This window comes from Falsiroseomonas sp. HW251 (genome assembly GCF_050563545.1).
Lineage (GTDB): Bacteria > Pseudomonadota > Alphaproteobacteria > Acetobacterales > Acetobacteraceae > Falsiroseomonas.
Map to the genome: position 1 here is coordinate 30,855 of NZ_JBNXUM010000025.1, position 23,998 is coordinate 54,852.

21 protein-coding genes are annotated in these 23,998 nt (G+C 70.7%); 13 read left to right on the plus strand and 8 right to left on the minus strand.

Features of this window, described 5'->3' with window-relative positions:
* Positions 1-91 precede the first annotated feature (91 nt).
* On the plus strand, positions 92-1,081 hold the full coding sequence (locus ACLF3M_RS25360) for a Bug family tripartite tricarboxylate transporter substrate binding protein (RefSeq protein WP_430659778.1): 990 nt from the start codon (positions 92-94) through the stop codon (positions 1,079-1,081).
* Between the two features lie 71 nt (positions 1,082-1,152).
* Positions 1,153-1,488, plus strand: a complete 336-nt coding sequence (locus tag ACLF3M_RS25365) for an STAS domain-containing protein (RefSeq protein ID WP_430659779.1) — start codon at positions 1,153-1,155, stop codon at positions 1,486-1,488.
* Between the two features lie 6 nt (positions 1,489-1,494).
* Here ACLF3M_RS25365 and phnD read toward each other — a convergent pair whose 3' ends face one another.
* The 7 genes from phnD to ACLF3M_RS25400 all read right to left on the minus strand — a co-directional run bounded on the left by phnD (position 1,495) and on the right by ACLF3M_RS25400 (position 9,127).
* On the minus strand, positions 1,495-2,511 hold the full coding sequence (gene phnD, locus ACLF3M_RS25370) for a phosphate/phosphite/phosphonate ABC transporter substrate-binding protein (RefSeq protein WP_430659780.1): 1,017 nt from the start codon (positions 2,509-2,511) through the stop codon (positions 1,495-1,497).
* 49 nt (positions 2,512-2,560) lie between these two features.
* A complete protein-coding gene (locus ACLF3M_RS25375) occupies positions 2,561-3,994 on the minus strand; it encodes a dihydroorotase (RefSeq protein ID WP_430659781.1) in 1,434 nt (477 codons plus the stop codon).
* A 95-nt stretch (positions 3,995-4,089) separates the two neighbouring features.
* Positions 4,090-5,583 (minus strand): amidohydrolase family protein, encoded by a 1,494-nt coding sequence (locus tag ACLF3M_RS25380; protein ID WP_430659782.1) that lies wholly within the window; start codon positions 5,581-5,583, stop codon positions 4,090-4,092.
* A gap of 167 nt (positions 5,584-5,750) precedes the next feature.
* Entirely contained in the window at positions 5,751-6,770 is a 1,020-nt protein-coding gene (locus ACLF3M_RS25385) for an ABC transporter substrate-binding protein (RefSeq protein ID WP_430659783.1), read from the minus strand.
* 20 nt (positions 6,771-6,790) lie between these two features.
* Complete coding sequence (locus ACLF3M_RS25390) at positions 6,791-7,801, minus strand: ABC transporter substrate-binding protein (RefSeq protein ID WP_430659784.1); 1,011 nt, start codon at positions 7,799-7,801, stop codon at positions 6,791-6,793.
* Between the two features lie 137 nt (positions 7,802-7,938).
* Complete coding sequence (locus ACLF3M_RS25395) at positions 7,939-8,817, minus strand: DMT family transporter (RefSeq protein ID WP_430659785.1); 879 nt, start codon at positions 8,815-8,817, stop codon at positions 7,939-7,941.
* 55 nt (positions 8,818-8,872) lie between these two features.
* Positions 8,873-9,127 carry a hypothetical protein gene (locus ACLF3M_RS25400; RefSeq protein ID WP_430659786.1) on the minus strand — a complete coding sequence of 85 codons (255 nt, stop codon included), beginning with the start codon at positions 9,125-9,127 and terminating at the stop codon, positions 8,873-8,875.
* A 188-nt stretch (positions 9,128-9,315) separates the two neighbouring features.
* On the opposite strand from ACLF3M_RS25400, the gene ACLF3M_RS25405 reads away from it, so the two are divergent.
* From ACLF3M_RS25405 to ACLF3M_RS25455, 11 genes are read left to right on the plus strand one after another with little or no spacing between them, the layout of a single operon-like run.
* The gene (locus ACLF3M_RS25405) at positions 9,316-10,530 is read left to right on the plus strand and encodes an ABC transporter substrate-binding protein (protein ID WP_430659787.1); all 1,215 of its coding nucleotides are present in this window, start codon (positions 9,316-9,318) and stop codon (positions 10,528-10,530) included.
* A gap of 3 nt (positions 10,531-10,533) precedes the next feature.
* The gene (locus tag ACLF3M_RS25410; protein ID WP_430659788.1) at positions 10,534-11,412 is read left to right on the plus strand and encodes a branched-chain amino acid ABC transporter permease; all 879 of its coding nucleotides are present in this window, start codon (positions 10,534-10,536) and stop codon (positions 11,410-11,412) included.
* A 14-nt stretch (positions 11,413-11,426) separates the two neighbouring features.
* Positions 11,427-12,356, plus strand: coding sequence for a branched-chain amino acid ABC transporter permease (locus tag ACLF3M_RS25415; RefSeq protein ID WP_430659789.1), 930 nt, complete (start codon positions 11,427-11,429; stop codon positions 12,354-12,356).
* A complete protein-coding gene (locus ACLF3M_RS25420) occupies positions 12,353-13,108 on the plus strand; it encodes an ABC transporter ATP-binding protein (RefSeq protein WP_430659790.1) in 756 nt (251 codons plus the stop codon). The genes ACLF3M_RS25415 and ACLF3M_RS25420 overlap by 4 nt, the downstream gene beginning before the upstream one ends.
* Positions 13,101-13,802 carry an ABC transporter ATP-binding protein gene (locus tag ACLF3M_RS25425; RefSeq protein ID WP_430659791.1) on the plus strand — a complete coding sequence of 234 codons (702 nt, stop codon included), beginning with the start codon at positions 13,101-13,103 and terminating at the stop codon, positions 13,800-13,802. The genes ACLF3M_RS25420 and ACLF3M_RS25425 overlap by 8 nt, the downstream gene beginning before the upstream one ends.
* A 13-nt stretch (positions 13,803-13,815) precedes the next feature.
* Positions 13,816-15,207: an MmgE/PrpD family protein gene (locus ACLF3M_RS25430; RefSeq protein ID WP_430659792.1), complete on the plus strand. Its 1,392-nt coding sequence runs from the start codon at positions 13,816-13,818 to the stop codon at positions 15,205-15,207.
* The gene (locus tag ACLF3M_RS25435; RefSeq protein ID WP_430659793.1) at positions 15,204-16,880 is read left to right on the plus strand and encodes a hydantoinase B/oxoprolinase family protein; all 1,677 of its coding nucleotides are present in this window, start codon (positions 15,204-15,206) and stop codon (positions 16,878-16,880) included. The genes ACLF3M_RS25430 and ACLF3M_RS25435 overlap by 4 nt, the downstream gene beginning before the upstream one ends.
* Positions 16,877-18,931, plus strand: a complete 2,055-nt coding sequence (locus ACLF3M_RS25440; RefSeq protein WP_430659794.1) for a hydantoinase/oxoprolinase family protein — start codon at positions 16,877-16,879, stop codon at positions 18,929-18,931. The genes ACLF3M_RS25435 and ACLF3M_RS25440 overlap by 4 nt, the downstream gene beginning before the upstream one ends.
* Before the next feature lies 1 nt (position 18,932).
* The gene (locus ACLF3M_RS25445) at positions 18,933-19,535 is read left to right on the plus strand and encodes a cysteine hydrolase family protein (protein ID WP_430659835.1); all 603 of its coding nucleotides are present in this window, start codon (positions 18,933-18,935) and stop codon (positions 19,533-19,535) included.
* Positions 19,532-20,938, plus strand: coding sequence for an FAD-dependent oxidoreductase (locus ACLF3M_RS25450; protein ID WP_430659795.1), 1,407 nt, complete (start codon positions 19,532-19,534; stop codon positions 20,936-20,938). Before ACLF3M_RS25445 ends, ACLF3M_RS25450 begins: the two co-directional genes overlap by 4 nt.
* Before the next feature lie 14 nt (positions 20,939-20,952).
* Complete coding sequence (locus tag ACLF3M_RS25455) at positions 20,953-23,277, plus strand: xanthine dehydrogenase family protein molybdopterin-binding subunit (protein WP_430659796.1); 2,325 nt, start codon at positions 20,953-20,955, stop codon at positions 23,275-23,277.
* Between the two features lie 104 nt (positions 23,278-23,381).
* Here the strand turns inward: ACLF3M_RS25455 and ACLF3M_RS25460 are convergent, their stop codons facing one another.
* Complete coding sequence (locus tag ACLF3M_RS25460; protein ID WP_430659797.1) at positions 23,382-23,945, minus strand: fasciclin domain-containing protein; 564 nt, start codon at positions 23,943-23,945, stop codon at positions 23,382-23,384.
* Positions 23,946-23,998 lie beyond the last annotated feature (53 nt).

Sequence of the window (23,998 nt, forward strand, 5' to 3'; positions counted from 1 at the left end):
AGCCTAGTCCGTGTTGGCACGCCGCGCGACGGGGGTTGCCTCGGATCGGGCGACGCCCTCAATTCGGGGCAACCGCCGGAGTGACCGACCGATGCCCCTGACGCGCCGCCTGCTTGTGTTGCCGCTGCTGCTCGCTGCCGCGCTGCCCGTGCGCGCCCAGGAAGCCCCGTGGCCGTCCCGGCCCATAGAGTTCCTCGCGGGCTTCCCGAACGGGTCGGGGGTGGACATCTACCAGCGCCGGCTGGCGGCCCCGCTGTCGCGCGCGCTCGGGCAGCCCGTGGTGGTGAACAACCGCGTGGGCGCCGGCGGCAACATCGCCTCGGATGCCGTCGCGAAGGCCAGGCCCGACGGCTACACGATCCTGTTCGCGACCGCCGGCACACATGCCATCAACCAGACGCTCTACCGGCGCCTGCCCTTCGACGTGCTGCGCGATTTCACGCCCATCGCGCATCTCGGCGACGTGCCGAACATCCTCACCACCTCGATCGAGAAGCGCCCGCAGTTCCGGTCCTGCCAGGACGTGATCGCCGCGGCCCGCGCGCGGCCGGGCGCGCTCAACTACGCCTCCACCGGCAACGGCGCCTCCACCCACCTTGCCGGCGCGCTGTTCGCGCGTCGGGCGGGGATCGAGGTGCAGCACGTCCCCTATAACGGGCAGGGCGGCGCGGTGACCTCGCTGCTCGGCGGCGACACCGACTTCTTCTTCAACCAGGTCGGGCCGGCGATGGGCATGATCCAGCAGGGACAGGCGAGGGGCCTTGCGGTCACCACGCGCAGCCGCGTGGCGGCGCTGCCCGAGGTGCCGACGGTCGCCGAGGCCTGCGGCCTGCCGGATTTCGAGAGCACAACCTGGTACGGCGTCTTCGGCCCGCCCGGCCTGCCGGAACCGATCGTGCGCCGCCTGAACGAGGAGATCGTCAGGATCGTCAACGAGCCGGAATTCCGCGAGTGGCTGGTGCGGACCCAGGGTATCGACCCGCCGTCGGTGCGCACGCCGCAGGAGTTCCGCGCGGTGCAGGAACGCGACGTCGCGCGCTGGGCACAGATCGTGCGCGACGCCGGCGCGACGGTGGATTGACAAGCCCTTCCGCCGCGCTTTGATGCGGGATTGTTGCGGGCACGGATCGGGACGCCCGCCGCGGAGGGTCCATGCGGGTGACCGATCTCCCCGACGGGGTGCGCGTGATCGCACCGTCGGGCTTCCTCGACTTCGCCGCGGTGGTGAAGCTGGAGAACGAGTTCAGGGCGCAGGTGGAAGCCGCGCCGGGCGGTGTCATCCTCGACATGGCGGAGGTGCCGTTCTGCGGCTCGCTCGGAATCCGCATGCTGCTGTCGGCGTCGCGCGCGACGAAGAAGCGCGGCAGGCGCCTGGCGATCGCGGCCGTGCATCCCGATTGCAGGCAGGTCTTCGAGACCGCTTGCCTCGACAGCCTGATCCCGATCGCACCGACCATCGAGGACGCAAAGGCGCTGGTGGGACGCTGAGCGCCGCTAGTTCCGCTGGCGGCGCTGCTGGGCTTCCTCGCGGCGCATCTGCACGAAGAGCTCGTAATCCTCGTGCTTCGTCGGCACCCAGCCGATCGTCGTGCCGCGCTCCACCGCGCGGTGGATGTCGGGGTGGCTGGTCGGCAGCGCCAGGTGGAAGGCGGTCATGTCGGCCTTGAACTCCGCCGGCGTGTCCTTGCGCACCACCAGCGGGCCGTTCTGGATCGGCCCGGACTGCCAGATCAGCCGGAGGTCGCGCATGTTGAGCAGGCCCTTCTCGGCCGTCGCGCGCAGCATGCCGCGGCTGAAGCCCTCGGCGGGATCGCCGATGCCCGACGCCCAGGTGACGCCGGCATCGTATTGCCGCCCGAGCACCGCGACGATCGCCTGCTCATGCCCGCCGGCGAAGCCGGAGCGGCCGAAATACTGGTCGGGGTTGATCCCCTGCTGGCGCAGCGCCGCGCGCGGGATGAGGTAGCCCGACGCGCTGTTCGGATCCGCCCAGCCCATGGACTTGCCGCGCATCTGCTCGAGGCTGGTGATCCCGGAATCCGCGCGGGTGAACATCACCGCGACATAGCTGGTGCTGCCGTCCGCCTCCTGCGTGACCAGGAAGGGCTCCACGTTGCCGTTCGATTCGACCCAGGCCGCGGCATAGGCGGCGGGCGACATTGAGGCGAGCTCGATGTGGCGGCCGGCGAAGGCCTGCACCACGCCGGAATAGTCGCTGGCCTGGAAGAGGCGGACCGGAACCTCGAAGGTCTCCTCCATCAGGCGGCCATAGGCGCCGTAGCGGCCCATGCGGTCGGACTCGTTCTCGCCGCCGAGGATGCCGATGCGGATCTGCGGGACCTGCGCGGCCCAGGCGCGGCGGCCCTTGGCGGGCATCGGGTGTGCCTCGCGGGCAGGCGGTGTCGCGGCCTGCTGCGCCTGCGCCGCGACGGGGGCGAGCGCGGCGGCGGCAAGGACGGAACGGCGGCTGATCGACATGACGGACACTCCGGCGGCGACGGTTGCTGCCATGATAGTGTCATGCGGCCGCGAAATCACCCTTTGCCGGTGTTGCGAAACCTCACCAGGGACGGGCGTCGCGCTGCAGGATCGCTTTGGTGGTGGTGGCCGGGTTCCGCGGCTCGCCCTTCGGCATCTGCGGCCGTTCCATCCGGCCCCAGCCCGGGGCGTCCAGCACCTGACCGTCGCGCATCACCACGCGGCCACGCACGATGGTCGCGACCGGGCCGCCGACGGTCTCCATCCCATCGAAGGGGGTGAAGCGAGAGCGTTCGCTGTGCAGTTCGGCGCCGCGGATCACCTTGCGCTGCGCGGGGTCCACGATGGCGATGTCGGCATCGGCGCCGGGCTGGATGACGCCTTTCCTCGGATAAAGCCCGAAGGCCCTGGCCGGCGCGGCGGAGGCCATGCGGACATACTGCTCGACGCTCATCCGGCCTTCGTGTGCGAAGGTCAGCATCAGCCGCATCGAGGTCTCGACGCCGGGGAAGCCGCAGGCATTGTCCCAGAAGCTCGCGTGCTGCTTCTCCTCCATCGCATGCGGGGCGTGGTCGGTGCCGAGGATATCGATGGTTCCGTCGAGGAGTGCCTGCAGGATCGGCTCGCGCTGGCGCCCCTCCCGGATTGGCGGGTTGAGCCGGGCGATGCGCGCCCTGTCGCCGATGAGGTCCTCCGCGGCGATCAGCACGTATTGCGGGCAGGTCTCGACCGTCATCGGGACGCCGCGCGCCTTGGCGTCGCGGATGACGGGGATCGAGCGCATGCAGGATTCGTGGACGATGTGGATGCGCGCGCCGGTCCACTCGCTCAGCACGATGCAGCGGTTGAGGGATTCGAGCGCCACGATGTCCGCGCGCGCCGAGAGATGCGCGAAGGCGTCGTCGCGGCCCGCGGCCTTCATCCGGTTCTCCCGCCAGAACAGCATCGGCGAGTTCTCGGCATGGATCGAGCAGCGGAGCCCGAGCTCGGCCAGGACCTCGAAGCCTTCCAGTACGGCGCCATCGTTGGGGGCGGGGTTGTTGCCGGTGGTGTTGCCGTAGAAGAGCTTGAAGCCGATGACGCCGGCCTCCGCCAGCGCCGGGAGATGATCGAGCGAGCGTTCGTCCAGGATGCCGTAGAGCCCGTAATTCACATGCGCCTGGCGCGCAGCGGCGTCCTTCTTCCGATCGAGCGCCTCCACCGATGCGATCGCGGGTTCGGTGTTCGGCATGTCGAAGACGGTGGTGACGCCGCCCGCCGCCGCGGCGCGGGTGCCGGTGGTCCAGTCCTCCTTGTGGGTCATGCCCGGCTCGCGGATATGCGTGTGCACGTCGATCGCGCCGGGGATGACGAGGCGGCCTTTCGCGTCGAGGGTTTCGCGCGCCCTGGGCGCGAAGGCGGGGTGGCCGACGAAGGCGATGACGCCGTCTCTGATCGCGACGTCGGCGGGAAAGCGCGCGCTTTCGTTGACGACGGTGCCGCCGGTGATGAGGAGGTCGGCGAGGGTTTCGGTCATGCGGTGGTTCCGGCAACGACGATGGGGTGCGCTGCCCCCGCCCCGTCCCTCCCCCGCTGGCGGGGGCGGGAGATCCTGGGCGGGGGAGGTAGGAGCTATTCGGCCTTCAGCAGCCGCTTGCTTCGCGTCCAGCCCTTCGCCAGCGCGCGGCAATGGCAGGCGACATGCGGTGCGACGGCCTCGCACCAGGCCTTCACCTCGGCATTCGCGCCGCGCAGGCGATCGGCGGCTTCCTGCGCCTCCGCGGCCAGCTTCGCCTCGTCCAGGCCGAGCACGACGCGGTCGCGCAGCTTCCAGGCGCCGGCGATCATGACGTCGGTCACCGCGCTGCCATCCTCGGTCCAGACCAGCTGGTTGGCGGCGTCGTTGAACGGCATCCAGTTGATGTGCCGGAGGTCGAGCAGCACGAGGTCCGCCGCCTTGCCCGGCGCGATCACGCCGCCCTCGTCATGGCCGACGATGCGCGACGACCCCGCCGTCGCGAGCCTGACCGTCTCCGCCGTGCCGAGCCACTCGGCCTCCTCGGCATCCTCCCACAGGCGGGAGGCGAAGGCAGCGAGGCGCATCGCCTCGAACATGTTCTGGTTGTCGGAGGAGGAGGAGCCGTCGGTGCCGATGCCGACCGTCACGCCCGCGCGGATCGCCTCGCGCACCGGGGCGATGCCGGAAGCGAGCCGCATATTGGCGCCGGGGTTGTGCGAGAGGCTCCCGCCGCGCTTCGCCAGCAGCTCGAGGTCGGAGCGCGTCAGCCAGACGCCATGCGCGACGCTGAACCAGCGCCCGACCAGGCCGATGCGGTCCATGTATTCCAGCAGCGTCGCGCCGCCATAGCGGATCTCACCGCCCGCGTTCTGGTAGCGGGCTTCGGAGACGTGCGTCTGCATCGGCAGCCCGTACTGCGCCGAAAGCGCGCGGCAGCGCTGGAGAAACTCCTCCGTACCGTGCAGCGGGATGGTCGGCGCGCAGCCCAGGCGGATGTTGCGCCGGCCATGCGACCAGGACTGCGCGGCGGTGCCGATCGCGGCCAGGGTGTCGGCGGCGGGCGCCATGCGCAGGCCTGCAGCGCGGGTGCGGTGTTCCTCGGGCAGGGCCTCCAGCAGGCCGGGGGTCGCCTGGAAGAAGGTGAGGTCGGCGACCATCGGCGCGAGCACCGCGCGCAGCCCGACGGCGGCATAGGCGTCCGCCATCGCGTCCAGGCCCTCGACGGTCGGCGCGGGGAATTCGGCCGGCATGTCGAAGACGGCGGTGCAGCCCTTCCTGAGGTTCTCGACGGCGTTCAGCGCGGTCGAGAGGTACTTGTCACGGAGGTTGCGGCCCCCGCCCACCCAGGGCGCGTGGGCGAGCAGGAGCGCCAGGTCCCATTTGTCGCCCGAGCCCTTGGCGAGGCCGCCATGGCCATGGGTGTGGCCGTTGACCAGGCCCGGGATGACCAGGCGGTTCGATGCGTCGTGGGTCTGGGCGTCTGCGACCTGCGTGCCGGGCGGCAGGATAGCGGCAATGCGGCCGTCCTCGACGAGGAGGTCTGCGAAAGGCGCCGACAGCGCGTCGGCGGAAAGGACGCGGGCGCCGGTGAGAAGGAGCTTGGTCATGCGGGCTCCGGTTCCCTCCCCCGCAGGCGGAGGAGGGTCAGGGTGGGGGTGCCAGAATAAGGGATGCGCGTGACGAAGCACCCCCACCCCATCCCTCCCCCGCTAGCGGGGGAGGGAGGCGTTGGAGCGGGGGAGGGAAAGTCAGGAGGGAAAAGGACGCCCGCCCCTTACAGCCGCCGCTCGCTCGCCGGCGGGAGATAGCGGTCAGTGAACATGCTCTCGGCGCTCGGCGGGTTGGCGACGCCCAGCGCCTCGGCGTTCACCGTCACCAGTTGCTGCGCACGCGCCATGTCGAGATAGCCCAGCCCGTTCGCCCGCGTGTTCGGCGTGATGATGGAGCGGTCGCGCGTCATGGCGAAGCGGCGCGCCTCCAGCGCCTCGTCGAAGAGCGGCTCGCGGCGCTTCAGCGAGGCCATGCCGCCGGGCACGTCGGCCAGCAGCAGCTTGAGGCCCTCCACCGAGGACTTCACGAAGCGGGATGCCGTCTCCTGGTTCCGCTCGAGCCAATCCGCCCGGCAGAACACGCCGGAGCCGTAGAGGTCCAGGCCGTGCTCGGCATAGGGCCAGGACAGGATCTGCTCCTCGGGGATGCCGAGGCCGACCAGGTTGAAATGCACGGTGAAGAGGAAGCCCGTGACGGCATCCACCTGGCCGGTGCGCAGCATGGTGTCGCGCAGATTGGCCGCCATCGAGGTCCAGCGCACCGAGCCGGTATTGATCCCCGCGACGCGCGCGAAGGCCGGGAAGAGCAGGCGCGAGCCTTCGCCTTCCGGCGCACCAAGCGTCTTGCCCGCGACGTCCTGCGGCTTCTCGATGCCGCGCCCGCGCAGCGTCACGATCGCCGCCGCCGTGCGGTCGAAGACGGGGTAGATCATCACCAGGCGGTTCTGCGGGTTCTCCGCGTTGAACTTCACCGCGCCGGAGAAATCGGCAAAGCCCAGGTCATAGGCGCCCGACCCCACCTTGATCAGCGCATCACCCGAGCCGAAGCCGCGGTCCATGCGCACGGCGAGCTGGTTCTGGCGGTAGATGCCGCGGTCCTCGGCCAGCGACCACATGCCGTGGTTGCCCTGCAGCGCCCAGTCCAGGCTGAAGCGGATGGCGGTCTGCGCCTGGGCGGTGCGGATCGTCGGCAGCGCGAGGCCGGCGGCGCCGGCTGCGAGGATCGTGCGGCGGGCGAGGGTCATGCGAGGCTTCTCCCTTCGGGTCAGTTCAGGCGGCGCAGCGCGGCAGCCGGCAGGAAGCGGGGATCGACGATCTCCGCGGCGGCGGGGCGGCGGGGCAACTGAAACCCTTGAGTCACGATATCGATGGCGCGGTCAAGCCGGGCGGGGTCCACATGACCGATTCCGTCGGCGCGGGCCTCCGGCGTCACGATCTGGTTGTCGATCACCCATTGCAGGCGTTCCTGCTCCAGCACGGGGTCGATCAGGCGCTCCCGCCGGGCGATGTGGGCGATGGCGCCGGCGGGGTCGCGGATCGCCTCCACCCAGCCCCGCGCGACGGCGCGCGTCAGCGCCTGCGCGACCTGCGGGCGGCGTTCCGCCATCTCGGCCGAGACCAGGATGGCATTCGACAGCACGTCGACCCCGTGGTCGCCGTAGTACATGAAGCGCACATCCTCGCGCCGGACGCCGAGCCCCTTCAGCGCGAACCAGACCGTGGAGTCGAAGCCCGTCACCGCCTCCACGTCGCCGCGGACGAGCAGGGTCTCGCGCAGGGTGGGCGCGACGGCCTGGAAGTTCACGCGCGCGGCGTCGATGCCGGCCAGCGTCGCGAAGGCCGGGAACAGGCGGAAGCCCGTGTCGTTCTGCGGCGCGCCGACCCGGCGCCCGACCAGGTCCTGGGGACGCTGGATGTTGGCGCGGGCCAGGCTGACCACGGCCATGGGCGGACGGGTGTAGAGCACCATCGCGGCCACCACGCGGCGCTCGGCCTGGCGGGCGGTGAACTCGATCAGCGTGTTGATGTCGCCGAAGCCCGCGTCGTAGGTGCCGGCGGCGATGCGCGCGATCGGGGCGGACGAGCCCTCGCCGGGATCGAGCCGCACAGCAAGGCCTTCCTCGCGGAAGAAGCCGCGGTCCTCGGCCAGGAAGAAGGGCGCGTTGGGGCCTTCGATGCGCCAGTTCAGGATGATCCGCACGGGCTCCTGAGCCGCCGCGGCGAAGGGGGCGAGCAGCAACGCGGCGAAGGCGAGCCGTGCGAGGAAACGGGGCATGGGGTGCTTCTCCGGCGGGCAGGAGACGGCGCGGGGCGCCGGGGCGGGGGTGGCCTGCCCCGCGGGCTGCAAGCGCCGTGCCTGCACGCCCCACCAGGGCGTGGTCTAGGATCCCGCGGCGAAGATCCCCGCGCCCTTCATCGGCCGGCGCTCCGCGCGAGATACAGCGTGGCGGCGATCATGATCAGCGTGCCCCAGAGCAGCGACCAGCCTGGCGTCTCCGCGAAGAAGGCCATGCCGAGCAGGGCGCTCGCCGGGATCTGCACGTATTCGATTGGCGCGAGCAGCCCGACGGGCGCGCGGCGGGCCGCCCAGGACGCGCAGAAATCACCCGCGATCGCCAGCAGCGATCCCAGCACCACCAGGCCGATCGCGTTCCACGACGGCGTGACCCAGACGAAGGCGCTGATCGGCCCCCAGACCACGACCGAGGCAACGGCATAAAGCGCGACGACGCGCGACGGCGGCTCGGTCGCGGCCAGGATGCGGATCGAGATCAGCACCAGCGCGCCGCAGATCCCGCCGCCGACCGCGGCCAGCGTCCCGGCCGAGAGCTCGCCCTGCGGGCCGGCGATCAGCAACACGCCGGCGAAGCCCACCGCCGCGGCGATGGCGCGGTCCCAGCCCACGCGCTCATGCAGGATCAGGAAGGCCAGCGGCAGCGCCCAGAGCGGCCGTGCATGCATGATCGCAACCGCGTCGGCAAGCGGCATCCAGAGGATCGCGAGCATGCCGAGGTAGAAGCCGGTCAGCCCCGCCGCGATGCGCAGCAGATGCGCACCGGGCGCGCGCGTGCGCAGGTCGAGCCCGCCTCGGCGGAGGAAGAAGGGCAGCACGACGAGGGTGGTGAAGACGCCGCGCGCGAAGGGCATCAGCGCCGGCGGCAGCCCTTCCAGCATCGCCGCGCGGAAGCAGGCGCCCATGGCGGCGAAGAGCAGGCAGCACAGCGCCATCAGCCCCATCCCCGCCAGCGCGCGGCGCGCGTCGCGCGGGATGGGCGTGGCGGCTGGCGTCATGGTGGCGACAGCCCGGGGGAGGGGGCGGCGGCGGGCGACCGGTCCGCGCGCGATGTCAGCCGCGGTCGCGGTCGCGGTAGCGGCGCGGGCTGGCGCCGGGCCCGGGCTCCGCGGCGGGCGGCGGGGCACCGGCGGCGAGCTCGGCCTCGAGCTCCTTGATGCGGGCGACGATCGCGGTGCGGGTCGCCGGCGCGGCGCTGGGCTTGAGGTTCTTCAGCGTCTCCCTCAGCTCCGCCACGAGCTTGCGCTTCTCCTGCGGAGAGCGCCGGATCGGGCGGTTGTCGCTGAACTGGCCTTCGAACGAACGCATGCGGTGCCTCCCCCGTTTCGGTGGGCAAGGGGTTACGGGGGCGCGGCGCGATCGTCAACGCGGGCCGCGCGTTCGTTCCGTGCCTCGTGAGGCGGCGAATGGGCTATCTTGCCTGCCGGCGCGGCCGGGTTCAGATACAGCCACGGCCTGCCGCAACGAATGCCGGCCCCCAAGGGAGACCACGACCGATGACCGCCCCGACCCTGAGCCGTCGCGCCGCGCTGATGGGCGCCGCCGCGGCGCTGGCCGCACCCGGGATCGCCGGCGCGCAGCCCGCCGCCATCAAGCTCGGCATCCTGCAGCCCGTGACCGGTCCGCTGGCGCAGGACGGCGAATACGGGCGCTTGGGCGCGGAGCTCGCGATCAACGAGATCAACGCCGGCGGCGGCATCCGCTCCATCGGCGGAGCGCGGATCGAGATGGTGTTCGGCGATGCACGCTCCACCCCTGAAGGCGGGACGGCCGAGGTCGAGCGGATGAACAGCGAGGGCGTGGTCGGCATCGTCGGCGGCTTCGCCAGCCCGATCTGCCTGGCCTCGTCCCAGGCGGCGTCGCGCTACGACCTGCCCTACATCGTGGATGTCGGCGTCAGCGACCAGATCGTCAGCCGCGGCCTGAAGAACACCTTCCGCTTCTCGCCCGGCGCGGGCAGCGTGACGCGGAGCGCGCTGGACAACCTGGTCGCGCTGAACAACGCGGCGGGGCGGCCAGCGAAGACTGTCGTGCTGGTGCATGAGGACGGCCTGTTCGGCACCGGTGCGGCGCGGACCATGGCGCAGGAACTGCCGCCGCGCGGCTTCGAGATCCTGGAGACGATCAGCCATCCGACCCCGGCGCGCGACATGTCGAACATCGCGCTGCGCATCCGCGCGCTCAATCCGGACCTGATCATCCCGTCCAGCTACTACGCGGAATTCGTGCTGCTGTCGCAGACCCTGCAGCAGCGCCGCATCCGCCCCAAGGCGATCTACTGCGTGCTGAACGGCGCGGCGTCAAACTTCCGCTTCGTGCGCGAATTCCCCCAGGCCGCGAACCTGGTGATGGACGTCAACCACTGGGCCGATCCGCGCAAGCCCAAGACCGCCGAGCTTCGCCGCGCGGTGGAGGCGCAGAACCGCTTCTGGCTCTACAACGTGCCGATGAACTACTCCGCCGTGATGCTGATGGCCGATGCGCTGGAGCGTGCCGGCCGCGCCGACCGCGGCGCGGTGATCGAGGCGCTGGGCAAGACCGACGGCAACTTCACGCGCCACGTCATGCCCTATGGCCCGACGCGCTTCGAGAACGGCCAGAACATGGCGGCGGCGGCGGTGAACACGCAGGTGCAGGACAACGACATCAAGGTGATCTTCCCCGACGCCTTCGCGGATGCTCGGCCGATCTTCCCGTGGCCCGCGCTGTAGGTCTTGCGATCCTTCCCGCCTGAGATCGTCGGCGAGGCCGTTCTCAACGGCCTCCTGACCGGCGCGGTCTACGGGCTGGTCGCGCTGGGGCTGACGCTGGTCTATGGCGTGCTCCACATCATCAACTTCGCCCATGGCGCGCTGCTGACGCTGGCGATGTATGCCGCCTTCGTCGCGTGGAAGGTCTTCGGGCTCGATCCCTACATCGCCATCGTCCCGCTGGTGCCGCTGTTCTTCGCCGTGGGCTACGGCGTTCAGCGCCTGGTCATCAACCCCGCAAGCCGCGGGCAGGATTCGAACATCCTGCTGGTGACGCTGGGGCTTTCGATCGTCATCGAGAACCTGATGCTGGCGATCTTCCGCTCCGACACGCTGTCGGTGCAGGTGCCCTACGCCATGGAAGTGATCGAGCTCGGGCCGATGCTGCTGAGTTTCCCGCGCGTGGTCGGCTTCGGCGCGGCCTGCGTGGTGGCGGTCGTACTCTTCGTACTGCTGGGCATGACCGACACCGGCCGCGCGATCCGGGCGGTGGCGAAGGAACGCACGGGCTCGGCGCTGGTCGGCATCGATGTCAACCACGTCTACGCCGTGACCTTCGGCATCGGCGCGGCGTGCCTGGCGGTCGCGGCCTGCCTGCTGCTGCCCTTCTTCTACGTCAATCCGCGCGTCGGGAACGCCTTCGTGCTGGTGGCCTTCACCATCGTGGTGCTGGGGGGCATGGGCAGCGTGCCCGGCGCGCTGCTGGGCGGCCTGGTGATCGGCGTGGTCGAAAGCCTGTCGGGCCTCTATTTCGGCGACAGCCTCGGGCAACTCGGCATCTATGTCATCTTCATCGCGGTGCTGCTGTTCCGGCCCACGGGCCTGTTCGGGGCGAAGGCGTGACTGCCCGCGATCTTATGCCCATCCTGGCTTTCGCCGCGATTGCCGCGCTGCTGCCGGTCTTCGTCAGCGCCGGCACGGTGCTGAACTTCGCCATCGTCTCGCTGGTGATCTGCCTGGCCGCGCAGGGCTGGAACATCCTGGGCGGCTATGGCGGGCAGTACAGCTTCGGCCACGCGGCGTTCTTCGGCACGGCCGCCTATGCGACGGCCATCCTGCAGGCGCGCTACGGAATCAACCCCTATCTCTGCTTCGCCCTCGGCATCGCAGCGGCTGGCGTGGTCGGCGTCGTCATCGGGTTCCTCTCCTTCCGCTCCGGCCTGCGCGGCAGCTACTTCGCACTCGTCACGCTCGCCTTCGCCGAGGTGCTGCGCGTGCTGGCCAATGCCGCGGAGTTCACGGGCGGCGCGGCTGGGACGCTGATCAGGCTCGACGTCCGTCCCGATAACTTCCAGTTCGCGTCGCGGGCGAGCTTCTACTGGGTGACGCTGGGGCTGGTGACGGCGGCGCTGGTGGTGACGCGCGCGCTGGAACGCTCGCGCCTTGGCGCGCAGCTTGTCGCCGTGCGGGAGAACGAGGACGCTGCGCGCGCCCTCGGCGTGGATGCGCTCGGGGTGAAGCTCGCGGCGATCGCGATCTCGGCCGCCATTACCGGGGCGGCGGGCGGGCTCTACGCCCAGTACTTCCTCTATCTCGACGCCAACATCGCCTATGGCACCTGGATCAGCGTGGAGGCACTGCTGGCGCCGATCGTGGGCGGGGCGGGCACCGTCTTCGGCCCGGTTTTCGGCGGCATTGTGCTGCATGGGTTGAGCGAGTTCACGAAGTCGCTCGTCGGCCGCATCCCGGGCGTGGATCTCGTCATCTTCGGCGTGCTGCTGATCCTGGTGGTGCGTTATCCTCCGCGCGACCTGCCGACGCTGATCCGACGCTGGAGGGCGCGATGATCGAGCCCGATCCCGCCTTCCTGTCGGTCCACTCCGTGTCCATGCGCTTCGGCGGGCTGCTGGCCGTTTCCGACGCGAGCTTCGCGGTGAAGGAAGGCAGCGTCACCGGCCTGATCGGGCCGAACGGCGCGGGGAAGACGACGCTCTTCGCCATCGTCTCGGGCTTCCAGAAGCCGACCAGCGGCCGCGTGCTGTGGCGCGGGGAGGAGATCACCGGCCGCGCGCCGCATCTGCTGGCGCGCGACGGCATCGCCCGCACCTTCCAGATCGTGCAGCCCTTCGCGGGACTGTCGGTGCGCGAGAACATCGCCGTCGGCGCCTTCCTGCGGCATCGCAAGCGCGCGGATGCGCTCGCGGTGGCAGAGCAGGTCGCGCAGCAGGTCGGCCTGGCGCCGGATCTCGACAAGCCCGCGGCCGCGCTGACGGTCGCGGGGCGCAAGCGCGTGGAGCTCGCCAAGGCGCTGGCGACGCGGCCGAAGCTGCTGCTGCTGGACGAGGTGCTGGCCGGCCTCAACCCGTCCGAGGTCCGCGACATCGTCCCCGTGGTGCGCGCCATCCGCGACGGCGGCGTCACCGTGCTGATGATCGAGCATGTCATGCAGGCCGTGATGAACCTCTGCGAGGCCGTGCACGTCCTGGCCCAGGGGCGCATCATCGCCAGCGGGACGCCGGCCGAGGTCGTGCGGGATGCCGCGGTGGTCGAGGCCTACCTCGGGCATGGCGCGGCGAAGAAGCTGGCTTCCCATGTTTGAGGTGAAGGACCTCGTGGCGGGCTATGGCCTGACCCGCGTGCTGGAAGGCGTCTCGCTGGAGGTGAAGGCGGGCGAGATCGTCGCCGTCCTGGGATCGAACGGCGCGGGCAAGACGACGCTCAACATGGTGCTGTCGGGCCTTGTAAAGCCGCGCGCCGGCCGCGTGACCTTCGAGGGCACCGACATCACGGGACGCTCGCCGGCGGAGATCATGGCGCTAGGCCTGATCCAGGTGCCGGAAGGCCGCAAGATCTTCCCCAACCTCAGCGTGCGGGAGAACCTGGAACTCGGCTCCTATCGCCGCGCCAGGCCGAGCCGCGCGCGGAACATCGAGCGCGTCTTCGCGACCTTCCCGCGCCTCAAGGAGCGCGTCGGCCAGGCCGCGGGCACGCTCTCGGGCGGGGAGCAGCAGATGCTCGCGATCGGCCGCGGCATGATGGCGGAGCCGCGGCTGCTGATCCTGGACGAGCCCTCGCTGGGTCTCTCGCCGCTCCTGGTGGAGGAGATGTTCGCGCTGATCCGCCGCCTGCACGGCGAGGGGCTTTCCATCATGCTGGTGGAACAGAACGTCGCGCAGTCCCTGGAGATTGCCGACCGCGCCTATGTGCTGGAACATGGCGCCTTCGCCTTGTCGGGTCCCTCCGCGCAGCTGCGCGAGGATCCGGAACTGAAGCGGGCCTATCTCGGACTTTGAGGAGGAGATCGCCGTGGCGATCGTGACAAAGGGCGTGGAGCCGGCCTCGGTGCTGATGGCGGCCGCACCCCCGGCCTGGCTCGACCAATGGTGCGGTTTCGTGGCGAAGCTGCGCTTCGCGGACCTGCCGGCCGAGGTCGCGCAGCGCACGCGCCTCGCACTGCTCGATTGCATCGGCGCCATCAGCGCCGGCGCGCAGGAGCCGGAGGTGCAGGCGCTGGCCACGCGCATGACGGCGCGGGAGGGCACCGGCGAGGCGCCGGTGATTGGCTCGCCGCTCTCCGCGCGGCCCGGCACCGCTGCCTTCCTGAACGGCACGGCGGGCACGTCGCTCGAGCTCGACGAGGGCAACCAGTACGCGCGCGGCCATCCCGCGATCCATGTGGTGCCGGCGCTGCTGGCCGCGCCGCGCGGCGACGGCGCGGTGCTGCTGACGGCGCTCGCCATCGGCTACGAATTCGGCAGCCGCGTCGGCATCGCGAGCAAGCTCAACGTCGCCATGCACCCGCACGGCACCTGGGGCACGCTCGGCGCCGCGATGGGCGTGGCCAAGCTGCACGGCGCGAACGCCGACGAGTTCCGCGGCGTCATCAACATGGCGGCGTCGCTCGGCCTTGCGACGTCGCGTAAGACCATGCTGGAAGGCGGCACGGTCCGGAACACCTATTGCGGCGTCTCCAACATGCTGGGGCTGACCGTGTGGGACCTGGTGCGCGCGGGCTTCGCCGGCGAGCGCGACGGCGTCGAGACTGTGTTCGGCAGCGTCGCCGCGACCAATTTCCGGCCGGAGGAAATGGTCGCGGAGCTCGGCGCGCGCTGGGAGGTCGCGCGCAACTATTTCAAGCGCCACGCGGCCTGTCGCTACACCCATGGTGCGCTGGATGCTCTCGGGCTGATCCTGGCGAAGACAGGCCGGCTTGAACCGGACCAGGTGAAGTGCATCGCGGTGGACACCTATGTCTGGGCGGCGCAGCTCGACAGCCCGCTCGCGCCCAACATGCTGGCGGCGAAGTTTTCCATCCCCTTCGCGCTGGCGACGACGATCGTCCACGGCGCGGCGACCGTGCCGGCCTTCCGTGGCCCGGCGCGGGAGAACCCGGCCGTGCAGGCGCTTGCGAAGCGCGTGACCGTGGACGAAGACCCCGCCATGACCGCGCAACTGCCGGGCCTGCGGCCGGCGCGCGTGAAGGTCACGCTGGCCGACGGCACGGTGCATGAGGCCGCGGTGACGACCAACCGCGGCGACACCGAGGATCCCTACACCGAGGCCGAGGTACGGCAGAAGTTCCGCGACCTCGCGGATCCCGTCTATGGCGCCGACCGTGCGCGCGCGATCGAGGACGCGGTGATGGCCCTCGGCCCGCAGCGGGAAGCGACGGCGCTGGTGGAGCTGCTGGCGCGATGACGCTCGACCCGGTCACGCTGGCCGTCCTGAAGGGAAGGCTCGAGCAGATCGCGGACGAGATGGACGCGACGCTCTATCGCAGCGCCTTCAACCCGATCATCGCGGAAGCCCGCGACGCCTGCCACGGCCTCTACCACGCCGAGACCGGCGCGACCTTGGTGCAGGGCACGAAGGGGCTGCCGATCTTCGTCGGCGCGATGTCCTTCGCCGTGCAGGCGGTGATCCGTCGGGTCGCCAACGGCACGCCGCTCGACCCCGGCGACACCTTCATCTTCAACGATCCCTATGAGGGCGGCACGCATCTCAACGACTTCCGCCTGGTGCGGCCGATCTTCCGCGACGGCCAGGTCTTCTGCTGGATCGCGAGCGTCGGCCACTGGCTCGACATCGGCGGCAACGTGCCCGGCGGCTACAATCCGCGCGCGACCGAAAGCCACCAGGAAGGCGTGCGCTTCCCGCCGGTGAAGCTGATCCGCGCGGGCGCGATGCAGCAGGACATCCTGGACATTCTGAGCGCCAATTCCCGCGTGCCGAATTCCAACTGGGGCGACCTGAACGGGCAGCTCAACGCGCTCGACCTTGGGGAGAAGCGGCTGGTCCAGTTGATCGAGGAGCATGGCGAGGCGAAGCTCGCCACGGCCTTCGCCGCACTGGCCGACCGCGCCGCGGCGCTGATGGAAGCCGAGATCCGCACCCTGCCGGAAGGCCGCTACCGCTTCGAGGATTACCTCGACAATGACGGCGTGACGGATGAACGCCTGACCATCGCGCTCGACATGACGGTGCGTGACGGGCGGATGGTGCTGGATTTCTCGCGGTCCTCCGCAGCCTGCCTCGGCCCGATCAACATCAGCCGCGCGACCTCGGTCGCCGCCTGCTACGTCGCGCTGAAGCATGCCTTTCCCGACGTGCCGGCCAATGCCGGTGTGCTGCGTCCCATCGAGTTCGTCATCCCCGACGGCACGGTGCTCGGCGCCGGCGCGCCGCGGCCGATGGCGGGCTACACCGAGACCATCCTGCGGCTGATCGGCGTGATCTTCGGCGCACTCGGCAACGCCGTGCCGGATCGCGCGACGGCCGCACCCTTCGGCACCATCAACGCGCTGTCGCTGTCGGGGCAGCGGGGCGACGGCACGCGCTGGGTCATGTTCTCCTTCTTCGGCGGCGGCTTCGGCGGCAATCCCGAGACCGACGGGCTGCACCACGCCAACAATCCGATCTCGACCGCGACCATCCCGCCCTGTGAGATCCTCGAAGCCGCCTATCCCGTGATGTTCACGCAATGGGCGCTGCGGCCTGACTCCGGTGGAGCGGGGAAGCATCGCGGCGGCGTCGGCGCGGTCTATGAGATCGAGGCGCTGTCGCCCGGCGCGACGGAGATCGCGCTGCTTGGCGAGCGCGGGCGCTACGCGCCTTTCGGCGTCACCGGCGGGCATGACGGCGCGCTGACGCGCTTCGCCTGGCAGACCGACACGGGCTGGGACACGCCGCCGATGGCGAGCAAGGTGGTCGGCGTGAAGATCGGGCAGGGGCAGCGCGTGCGGCTGGAAAGCCCCGGCGGCGGCGGCTGGGGCGATCCCGCGCAGCGGCCGAAGGAGGCGATCGCGCGCGACATCCGGCTGGGCTTCGTCAGCGCGGAAGCGGCGGCGCGCGACTACGGGTACAAGGCATGACCAGCAAGCCGATCGTGGGTGTCGATGTCGGCGGCACCTTCACCGACCTCTTCCTCTTCGACCCCGGGACCAACAGCTTCCGCACGGCGAAGGTCCCGTCGAACCGGGGCGACGAGGCCGTGGGCTTCATGAACGGCCTGCGCACGCTCGGCGGCCCCGCGGGGTTCGAGGCGATCGTCCACGGCACCACCGTCGGCACCAACGCGCTGCTGGAACGCAAGGGCGCAAAGCTCGGCGTGATCACCACCGCCGGCTTCCGCGACGTGCTGGAGATGCGCCGGCGCGACCGGCCGAAGACCTGGGGCCTCTGGGGCGAGTTCGAGCCGGTCGCCGCGCGCGACATGCGGATAGAGGTGCCGGAACGCACGCTGGCCAACGGCACGATCCACACGAAGGTCGACATCGCCGCGGTCCAGGCCGCCGCGCGCGAATTGCTGGCCCGCGGTGCGGAAGCCTGTGCGATCGTCTTCATCAACAGCTACGCCAACCCCGAGAACGAGAAGCGGGCCGCGGCCGCCGTGCGCGCGATCTGGCCGACGCCGCATGTCAGCGTCAGCAGCGAGATCCTGCCGGAGATCCGCGAGTTCGAACGCGCCTCGACCACCGCGCTCAACGCCTATCTCCAGCCAGTCGTCGCGAACTACCTCGGCAAGCTGGAATCCGCGCTGGACCAGGCAAGCTTCGACGGCCGCTTCCACATCGTGCAGTCCAATGGCGGCATCATGTCCACCGCGACCGCGCGCGGCATCCCCGCACGCACCGCGCTGTCCGGTCCCGCCGCCGGCGTGATCGCAGCGGCGGCGATCGCGCGCGCGGCGGGGTTCGAGAACGCGATCACTGGCGATCTCGGCGGGACGAGCTTCGACGTGTCGCTGGTCACGGGTGGACGGATGGAACTCGCGGCGCAGGCGACGATCGATTTCGGCCTGGTGATCCGCTCGCCGATGATCGAGATCACGACCATCGGCGCTGGCGGCGGGTCCATCGCGCATGTGGATCGCGGGGGCCTGCTGCAGGTCGGGCCGGAGAGCGCGGGCAGCCGGCCCGGCCCGGTCTGCTACGGCCAGGGCAACACGCGGCCGACGCTGACGGATGCGAATGTCGTGCTCGGCCGGATCAACGCTGACCGGCCCATCGGCGGTGCGCTGTCGCGGCTGGACGTTGAAGGCGCCAAGGCCGCGATTTCCAGGCATGTCGGCGATCCGCTGGCGCTCGATGCGATGGCGGCCGCCGAAGCCATCGTGCGCGTTGCCAACGCGAAGATGGCCGGCGCAATCCGCCTGGTCTCGATCGAGCGCGGGCACGATCCCCAGAAATTCGTGCTGCTGCCCTTCGGTGGCGGCGGCGCGCTGCATGTCGGCGCGCTGATCAAGGAGGTGGGGCTGCAGGCCGCGCTGGTGCCGCGCTTCCCCGGCGTGACCTCCGCGCTGGGCTGCGTCATCGCCGATGTCCGCCACGACCAGGTCCGCACGCTGAACCTCGCGCTGGACAGCGTGGAAGCCGCCGCGCTGGATGCGCGCATGGTGGAGGAGGCGAGCGGCGCGCGCGCCGTCGTCGAGGCCGCGGGGCTGCCGGTGGACCGCATCGAGATCCGCTTCGAGCTCGACATGCACTATGCCGGCCAGACCCACACCGTCGGCGTGCCGCTTCCCCTGCATGTCATCAAGGGCTCGACAGGCGTGTCCGAGGCGATCATCCGCACTGCCTTCGAAGCGGCCTACCAGCAGGCCTTCTCGCGCCTGCTGCCGGGGCTGCCGATCCGCATCGTGACGCTGCGCACGGCGGCCATCGGCATCCGCCCCGATTTCGACCTGGCGGCGCTGGCGCCGCCGAAGAGTGCGACGCTGGAGGCCGCCGCGCGCGGCGCGCGCCAGGTCTGGTTCGACGGGCAGTGGCACGCCGCGACCGTCTGGTCGCGGCTCGACCTGCCGGAGGGCGCGCTGGTGCACGGTCCCGCCATCCTGGAACAGCCCGATGCGACGGTGGTGGTCGAGCCCGACCTGACCGCGCGGACGGACCGCTTCGGCAACCTCATTATCGAGCGTGAGTGAGATGGACGATATCCCGATCTCGCAGACCGCGCTGCTGCTCTGCGACCTGCAGAACGACTTCATCCACCCGAACGGCGCCTATGGCCGCGCGGGACAGTCGGCGCCGGCGATTGCGGCGATTCCCGCGCGGGTCGCGCCGCTCGCCCGCGCCATCCGCGCGCAGGGCGGCTGGATCGCATCGACGCACTTCACGCTGTTCACGGGAAAGAACGGCGAGCCCTTCATCGACCCGCATTTGAAGAAGATGCGGCCCTTCCTCAAGAAGGGCGACTTCGTGATGGGAAGCTGGGGCCATCAAGTCGTGGACGAATTGGCACCCTCCGACCTGCCGGTCGAGAAGGTCGGCTACGACGCCTTCTACGCCACGCGGCTCGAGTGGATCCTGCGGAAGGTCGGCATCCGGCGCCTGATCGTCAGCGGCATCGTGACCAATGGCGGCGTCTCGTCGACCGTGCGCGGCGCGCACGTCCGGGAGTTCCAGGTGACGGTGTTGGAGGATGGCTGCGCCGCCTTCAGCCAGGAACTGCACGACACTGCCATCGCCGCGTTGAGGCCGGTCGCGGAGATCAGCAACGTCGCGACGGAACTCGCGAAGCTAACATGACCGAGGCGCGCGTCGTCACCGAAGCCGAGCCCCGCTTCGACACCGAGGTCCCCGTCGCCATCATCGGCGCCGGCGCCGCGGGGCTGATCGCGGCGCTCGCCTGCCAGGCCGCGGGTGTCGAGCCGCTGGTGATCGAGCGCGATCCCGTGCCGCGCGGCTCCACCAGCCTCTCGGCCGGGTTGATCCCGGCGCCCGCAACGCGCTTCCAGCGGGAGCGCGGCATCACCGACGATGCCGCGACCTTCGCCGCCGACATTCAGCGGAAGGCGCATGGCCATGCCGATCCCGGGCTGATCGCGCTGGTGTCGCAGCGCGTCGGGCCCGCGATCGAATGGCTGGCTGACCGCTACGCGCTGCCCTTCAGCGTCGTGCACGATTTCGACTATCCCGGCCACACCAACCGCCGCATGCACGGCCTGCCGAGCCGAAGCGGTGCGGAACTCGTGGACCGGCTGCGCCAGGCCGCAGAAACCGCGGAAATTCCGCTGCTGACCGAGGCGCGCGCGACGACGCTGGTGCGCGACACGTCGGGCGCGATCCGCGGCCTCGTCGCGCGGCGCCCCGACGGCAGCGAGGAACTGATCGGCGCGAAGGCCGTGGTGCTGGCCTGCTGCGGCTACGCCGGCAACAAGGCGCTTGTGCGGAAGTACATCCCCGACCTCGCCGACGCGCTCTACTTCGGCCACCCCGGCAACGAGGGCGAGGCCGTGCTCTGGGCCGAGCAGATCGGCGCCGCGCTGCGCGACATGACGGGCCACCAGGGCCACGGATCGGTCGCGCATCCTCAGGGGATCCTGGTGTCCTGGGCGGTCATCATGGAAGGCGGCTTCCAGGTGAGCCTGGACGCCGAGCGCTTCTGGAACGAGGCCAGCGGCTATTCCGAGGCCGGCGTCGCCGTGCTGCGCCAGCGCGACGGCGTGGCCTGGGACATCTTCGACGCACGTATCGCCGGCATCACGCGCCAGTTCGAGGATTTCCGCCAGGCCGAGGAGCAGGGTGCAGTGATCGCGGCCGACACGATCGAGGAACTCGCCGCCAAGGCGAAGCTGCCCGTCGCCACGCTGCGCGCCAGCTTCGACGCGGTGGAAGGCTTCAAGCGCGACGGCGCGAAGGACGCCTTCGGCCGCGACTGGTCGCGCGCGGCGCCGCTGGGCGCCCCCTTCCGCGCGGTGCGCGTCACCGGCGCGCTGTTCCACAGCCAGGGCGGGCTCGTCATCGACGACCGCGCGCGCGTCAGGCTCGCCGATGGCGGCGTCGTCCCGAACCTCTTCGCCGCCGGCGGCGCCGCGGCGGGGGTGAGTGGGCCGGACGCCTCGGGCTATCTCTCGGGCAACGGATTGCTCACCGCGGTGGCGCTCGGGCACCTGGCGGGCGAGGAAGCGGCGAAGGCCGCAGCGGGGTAGGAAAGATGGGTCACGTGGACGATCGCTTCGGCATCGGGCAGCCGGTCCGTCGCAAGGAGGACGTGCGCTTCCTCACGGGACGCGGGCGCTACACCGACGACATCTCCATGCCCGGCGAGGCGCATCTCGCGATCCTGCGCAGCCCGCATTCGCATGCGCGCATCGTCTCGCTGAATGTCGAGCCCGCGCGCGGCGCGCCCGGCGTGATCGCGGTGCTGACCGGGCACGACGCGGATACCGACGGCATCGGCCTCTTTCCCGTGCAGGTGGAGGTGCCGCCGCGCGCCGGCACGCCGCCGCTCTACTGCCCGCCGCGGCGCATCCTGCAGACCGACGCCGTGCGCTTCGTTGGCGATCCCGTCGTCGCGGTGATCGCCGAGACCCGCGTCCAGGCCGAGGACGCGCTGGAACTCGTGGAGATCGAGTACGAGATCCTGCCCTCCGTCACCGAGACTGGCCGCGCGCTGGACCCCGACGCGACGGTGATCTGGCCGGAGCGCGGCTCGAATCTCTGCGTCGAATGGTCGAATGGCCGCGACGAGATGACGGAGCAGGCCTTCGCCAAGGCCGCTTACGTCGCGCGCGTGGACTTGATCCAGAACCGCGTCGTCGGCAACCCGATGGAGCCTCGCGTCGCCATTGGCGTCTTCAACAAGGACGAGGACCGCTATGAGCTGACCAGCCCGACCCAGGGCGTGTTCCGCGTGCGCGATCCCATGGCGAAGTTCATCTTCAAGGTGCCGCCGGAGAAGGTGCGCGTCGTCTCGCCCGACACCGGCGGCGGCTTCGGCCTGCGCAGCAAGTGCTTCGTGGAATCGGGACTGGTGCTGTGGGCGGCGAAGCGCGTCGGGCGTCCCGTGAAGTGGCGCTCCGGCCGCAGCGAGACGATGGTCGCCGACCCCCATGGCCGCGACCACGTGACGAAGGCCGAAATGGCCTTCGACGCTAACGGCAAGGCGCTGGGGATGCGCACTCACACCCTCGCGGCGATGGGCGCCTATCTCCAGGATTTCGGCCCGCGCATCCCGACGGTGGCGGGCGCGCGCATCGCTGGCACGGTCTACGACCTGCAGGCCGTGAACCTGCGCGTTTCCTGCGTCTTCACCAACACCGTGCCGACGGACGCCTATCGCGGCGCCGGGCGGCCGGAGATCGCCTATACGCTGGAACGCCTCTTCGACGTCGCCGCCGCGCATTTCGGCGTCGGGCGCGACGAGATCCGGCGCCGCAACTACATCCCCCAGGACCGCATGCCCTACACGAATTGCGTGGGCAACGTGCTGGACAGCGGCGACTTCGAGGGCACGCAGGTCATCGCGCTGAAGCTCGCGGATTGGGAAGGCTTCCCCGCCCGCAAGGCCGAGGCGAAGAAGCGGGGCAAGCTGCGCGGCATCGGCCTCGGCTACTTCATCGAGGCCTCGGGCGGTGCGCCGACGGAATGGGCGCGGCTGTCGATGCAGCGAAATGGCCGCGCGCGGCTGACCGTCGGCACATTCAGCCACGGCCAGGGGCACGAGACTGCCTTCGCGCAGATCGTGCATTCGCGCCTCGGCATTCCGTTCGAGGACGTGGAACTGATCCAGGGCGACAGCCTGGTGGTGGAGCACGGCAACGGCACCGGCGGGTCGCGGTCGTCGCAGATGGGCGGCGTGGCGACGCTGCGGGCCTCGGACGCGGTGGTCGCGAAGGCGCGCCGGATCGCGGCGCATCTGCTGGAGGCGGCGGCCGCCGACGTGGAACTCGATGCCGGCCGCTTCCGCGTCACCGGCACCGACCTGACGGTGACCTGGCGCCAGGTGATCGAGGCCGCGAGCGACCCCGCCCGCCTGCCGGAAGGCGAGACGCCCGGCCTCGACGAGAAGATCCTCTACAAGCGCGACACCGAGTGCAATTTCCCCAATGGCTGCCACGTCGCGGAGGTCGAGATCGACCCGGAGACCGGGAAGCTTGAGGTCGTCGCCTATGCCTGCGTGGACGACGTCGGGAACGTCATCAACCCTATGCTGGTGCACGGCCAATCGCATGGTGGCATCGCGCAGGGGCTGGGCCAGGCGGTGCTGGAGCAGGCGGCCTATGACGCGGAGTCAGGCCAGCTGCTGTCCGCGACCTTCATGGACTACGCGATGCCGCGCGCGTCGGACCTGCCGGACCTCAAGGTGGATTTCCACGTCGTGCCGACGCCGGTCAACGAACTCGGCGTGAAGGGCGCGGGGGAGGGTGGGGCGTGCGGCGCGCCGCCGGCGATCATCAGCGCGGCGTGCGACGCGCTGGGCGTCGCGCATATCGACATGCCGCTGACGGCGGAGAAGGTGTGGCGGGTGGTGAACGGGATGAGGTAGCGCGGGCTGCGGCCCCCTCCCCATCCCTCCCCCGCAAAAGCGGGGGAGGGGGAAGTGGGAGATGCGCAGGAGGGGGAACGCCGAGACGCGGCGTAGAGGGCGCCCTACGGCAGGATCGGGGCGCTCGTGACGTGGAAGACGCCGTCGCTGCCGAGAATGTCGGCGCGGGTGATCTGCACCGGCGCGCGGCCGGCGGGGGCGCCGACGCGGGTGATCGTCGCGGTGCGCTGGCCGGTGCGCGCGACGTTCAGGCGGGCGCGGTCCCAGGTCGTCACCGCATTGCGCCGCGCTTCCATGTCGGCCAGGCGCAGCAGGCCGAAGGCGGCATTGGCGTTGACGAAGGTCGCGACGAGCGCGCGTTGCTCGGCGCTCGGGCTCGACGGCGGGCTGTCAAGCAGGCGCAGCAGGTCCGGCGGCAGGCCGTTCATCGCGCTGTCCACCGGCACGAAGAGCGTCACGGCGCCGTTCTGGCGGCCGATCCGGCCGGCCTGGCCGCTGACCGTCAGCGCGTTCACGAAGCGGGTGTATTCCGGCTTGTCGCGCAGCATGGTCAGCAGGTCGTAGGAGCCGTCCTCGGTCACCACGCGGGCCGGGGCGCAGGCGGCCAGCAGGCTCAGTCCACCGGCGCCGAGCGCGAGGCGACGCGAAAGGGGGCGGCGCAGATCCACGGTCAGATCCTTCCTGAAGGGGGCGCGCCGAATCGGACCGAGCCGGCCGGCGA

Bases quoted from the DNA above. Each gene is read 5' to 3' on its own strand.
- phnD (WP_430659780.1), bottom strand. From the start codon at position 2,511: ATGGCAGCAACCGTCGCCGCCGGAGTGTCCGTCATGTCGATCAGCCGC.
- ACLF3M_RS25400 (WP_430659786.1), bottom strand. From the start codon at position 9,127: ATGCGTTCGTTCGAAGGCCAGTTCAGCGACAACCGCCCGATCCGGCGC.
- ACLF3M_RS25435 (WP_430659793.1), top strand. From the start codon at position 15,204: ATGACGCTCGACCCGGTCACGCTGGCCGTCCTGAAGGGAAGGCTCGAG.
- ACLF3M_RS25375 (WP_430659781.1), bottom strand. From the start codon at position 3,994: ATGACCGAAACCCTCGCCGACCTCCTCATCACCGGCGGCACCGTCGTC.
- ACLF3M_RS25420 (WP_430659790.1), top strand. From the start codon at position 12,353: ATGATCGAGCCCGATCCCGCCTTCCTGTCGGTCCACTCCGTGTCCATG.
- ACLF3M_RS25450 (WP_430659795.1), top strand. From the start codon at position 19,532: ATGACCGAGGCGCGCGTCGTCACCGAAGCCGAGCCCCGCTTCGACACC.
- ACLF3M_RS25415 (WP_430659789.1), top strand. From the start codon at position 11,427: ATGCCCATCCTGGCTTTCGCCGCGATTGCCGCGCTGCTGCCGGTCTTC.
- ACLF3M_RS25390 (WP_430659784.1), bottom strand. From the start codon at position 7,801: ATGCCCCGTTTCCTCGCACGGCTCGCCTTCGCCGCGTTGCTGCTCGCC.
- ACLF3M_RS25395 (WP_430659785.1), bottom strand. From the start codon at position 8,817: ATGACGCCAGCCGCCACGCCCATCCCGCGCGACGCGCGCCGCGCGCTG.
- ACLF3M_RS25440 (WP_430659794.1), top strand. From the start codon at position 16,877: ATGACCAGCAAGCCGATCGTGGGTGTCGATGTCGGCGGCACCTTCACC.
- ACLF3M_RS25360 (WP_430659778.1), top strand. From the start codon at position 92: ATGCCCCTGACGCGCCGCCTGCTTGTGTTGCCGCTGCTGCTCGCTGCC.
- ACLF3M_RS25380 (WP_430659782.1), bottom strand. From the start codon at position 5,583: ATGACCAAGCTCCTTCTCACCGGCGCCCGCGTCCTTTCCGCCGACGCG.
- ACLF3M_RS25445 (WP_430659835.1), top strand. From the start codon at position 18,933: ATGGACGATATCCCGATCTCGCAGACCGCGCTGCTGCTCTGCGACCTG.
- ACLF3M_RS25385 (WP_430659783.1), bottom strand. From the start codon at position 6,770: ATGACCCTCGCCCGCCGCACGATCCTCGCAGCCGGCGCCGCCGGCCTC.
- ACLF3M_RS25365 (WP_430659779.1), top strand. From the start codon at position 1,153: ATGCGGGTGACCGATCTCCCCGACGGGGTGCGCGTGATCGCACCGTCG.
- ACLF3M_RS25405 (WP_430659787.1), top strand. From the start codon at position 9,316: ATGACCGCCCCGACCCTGAGCCGTCGCGCCGCGCTGATGGGCGCCGCC.
- ACLF3M_RS25425 (WP_430659791.1), top strand. From the start codon at position 13,101: ATGTTTGAGGTGAAGGACCTCGTGGCGGGCTATGGCCTGACCCGCGTG.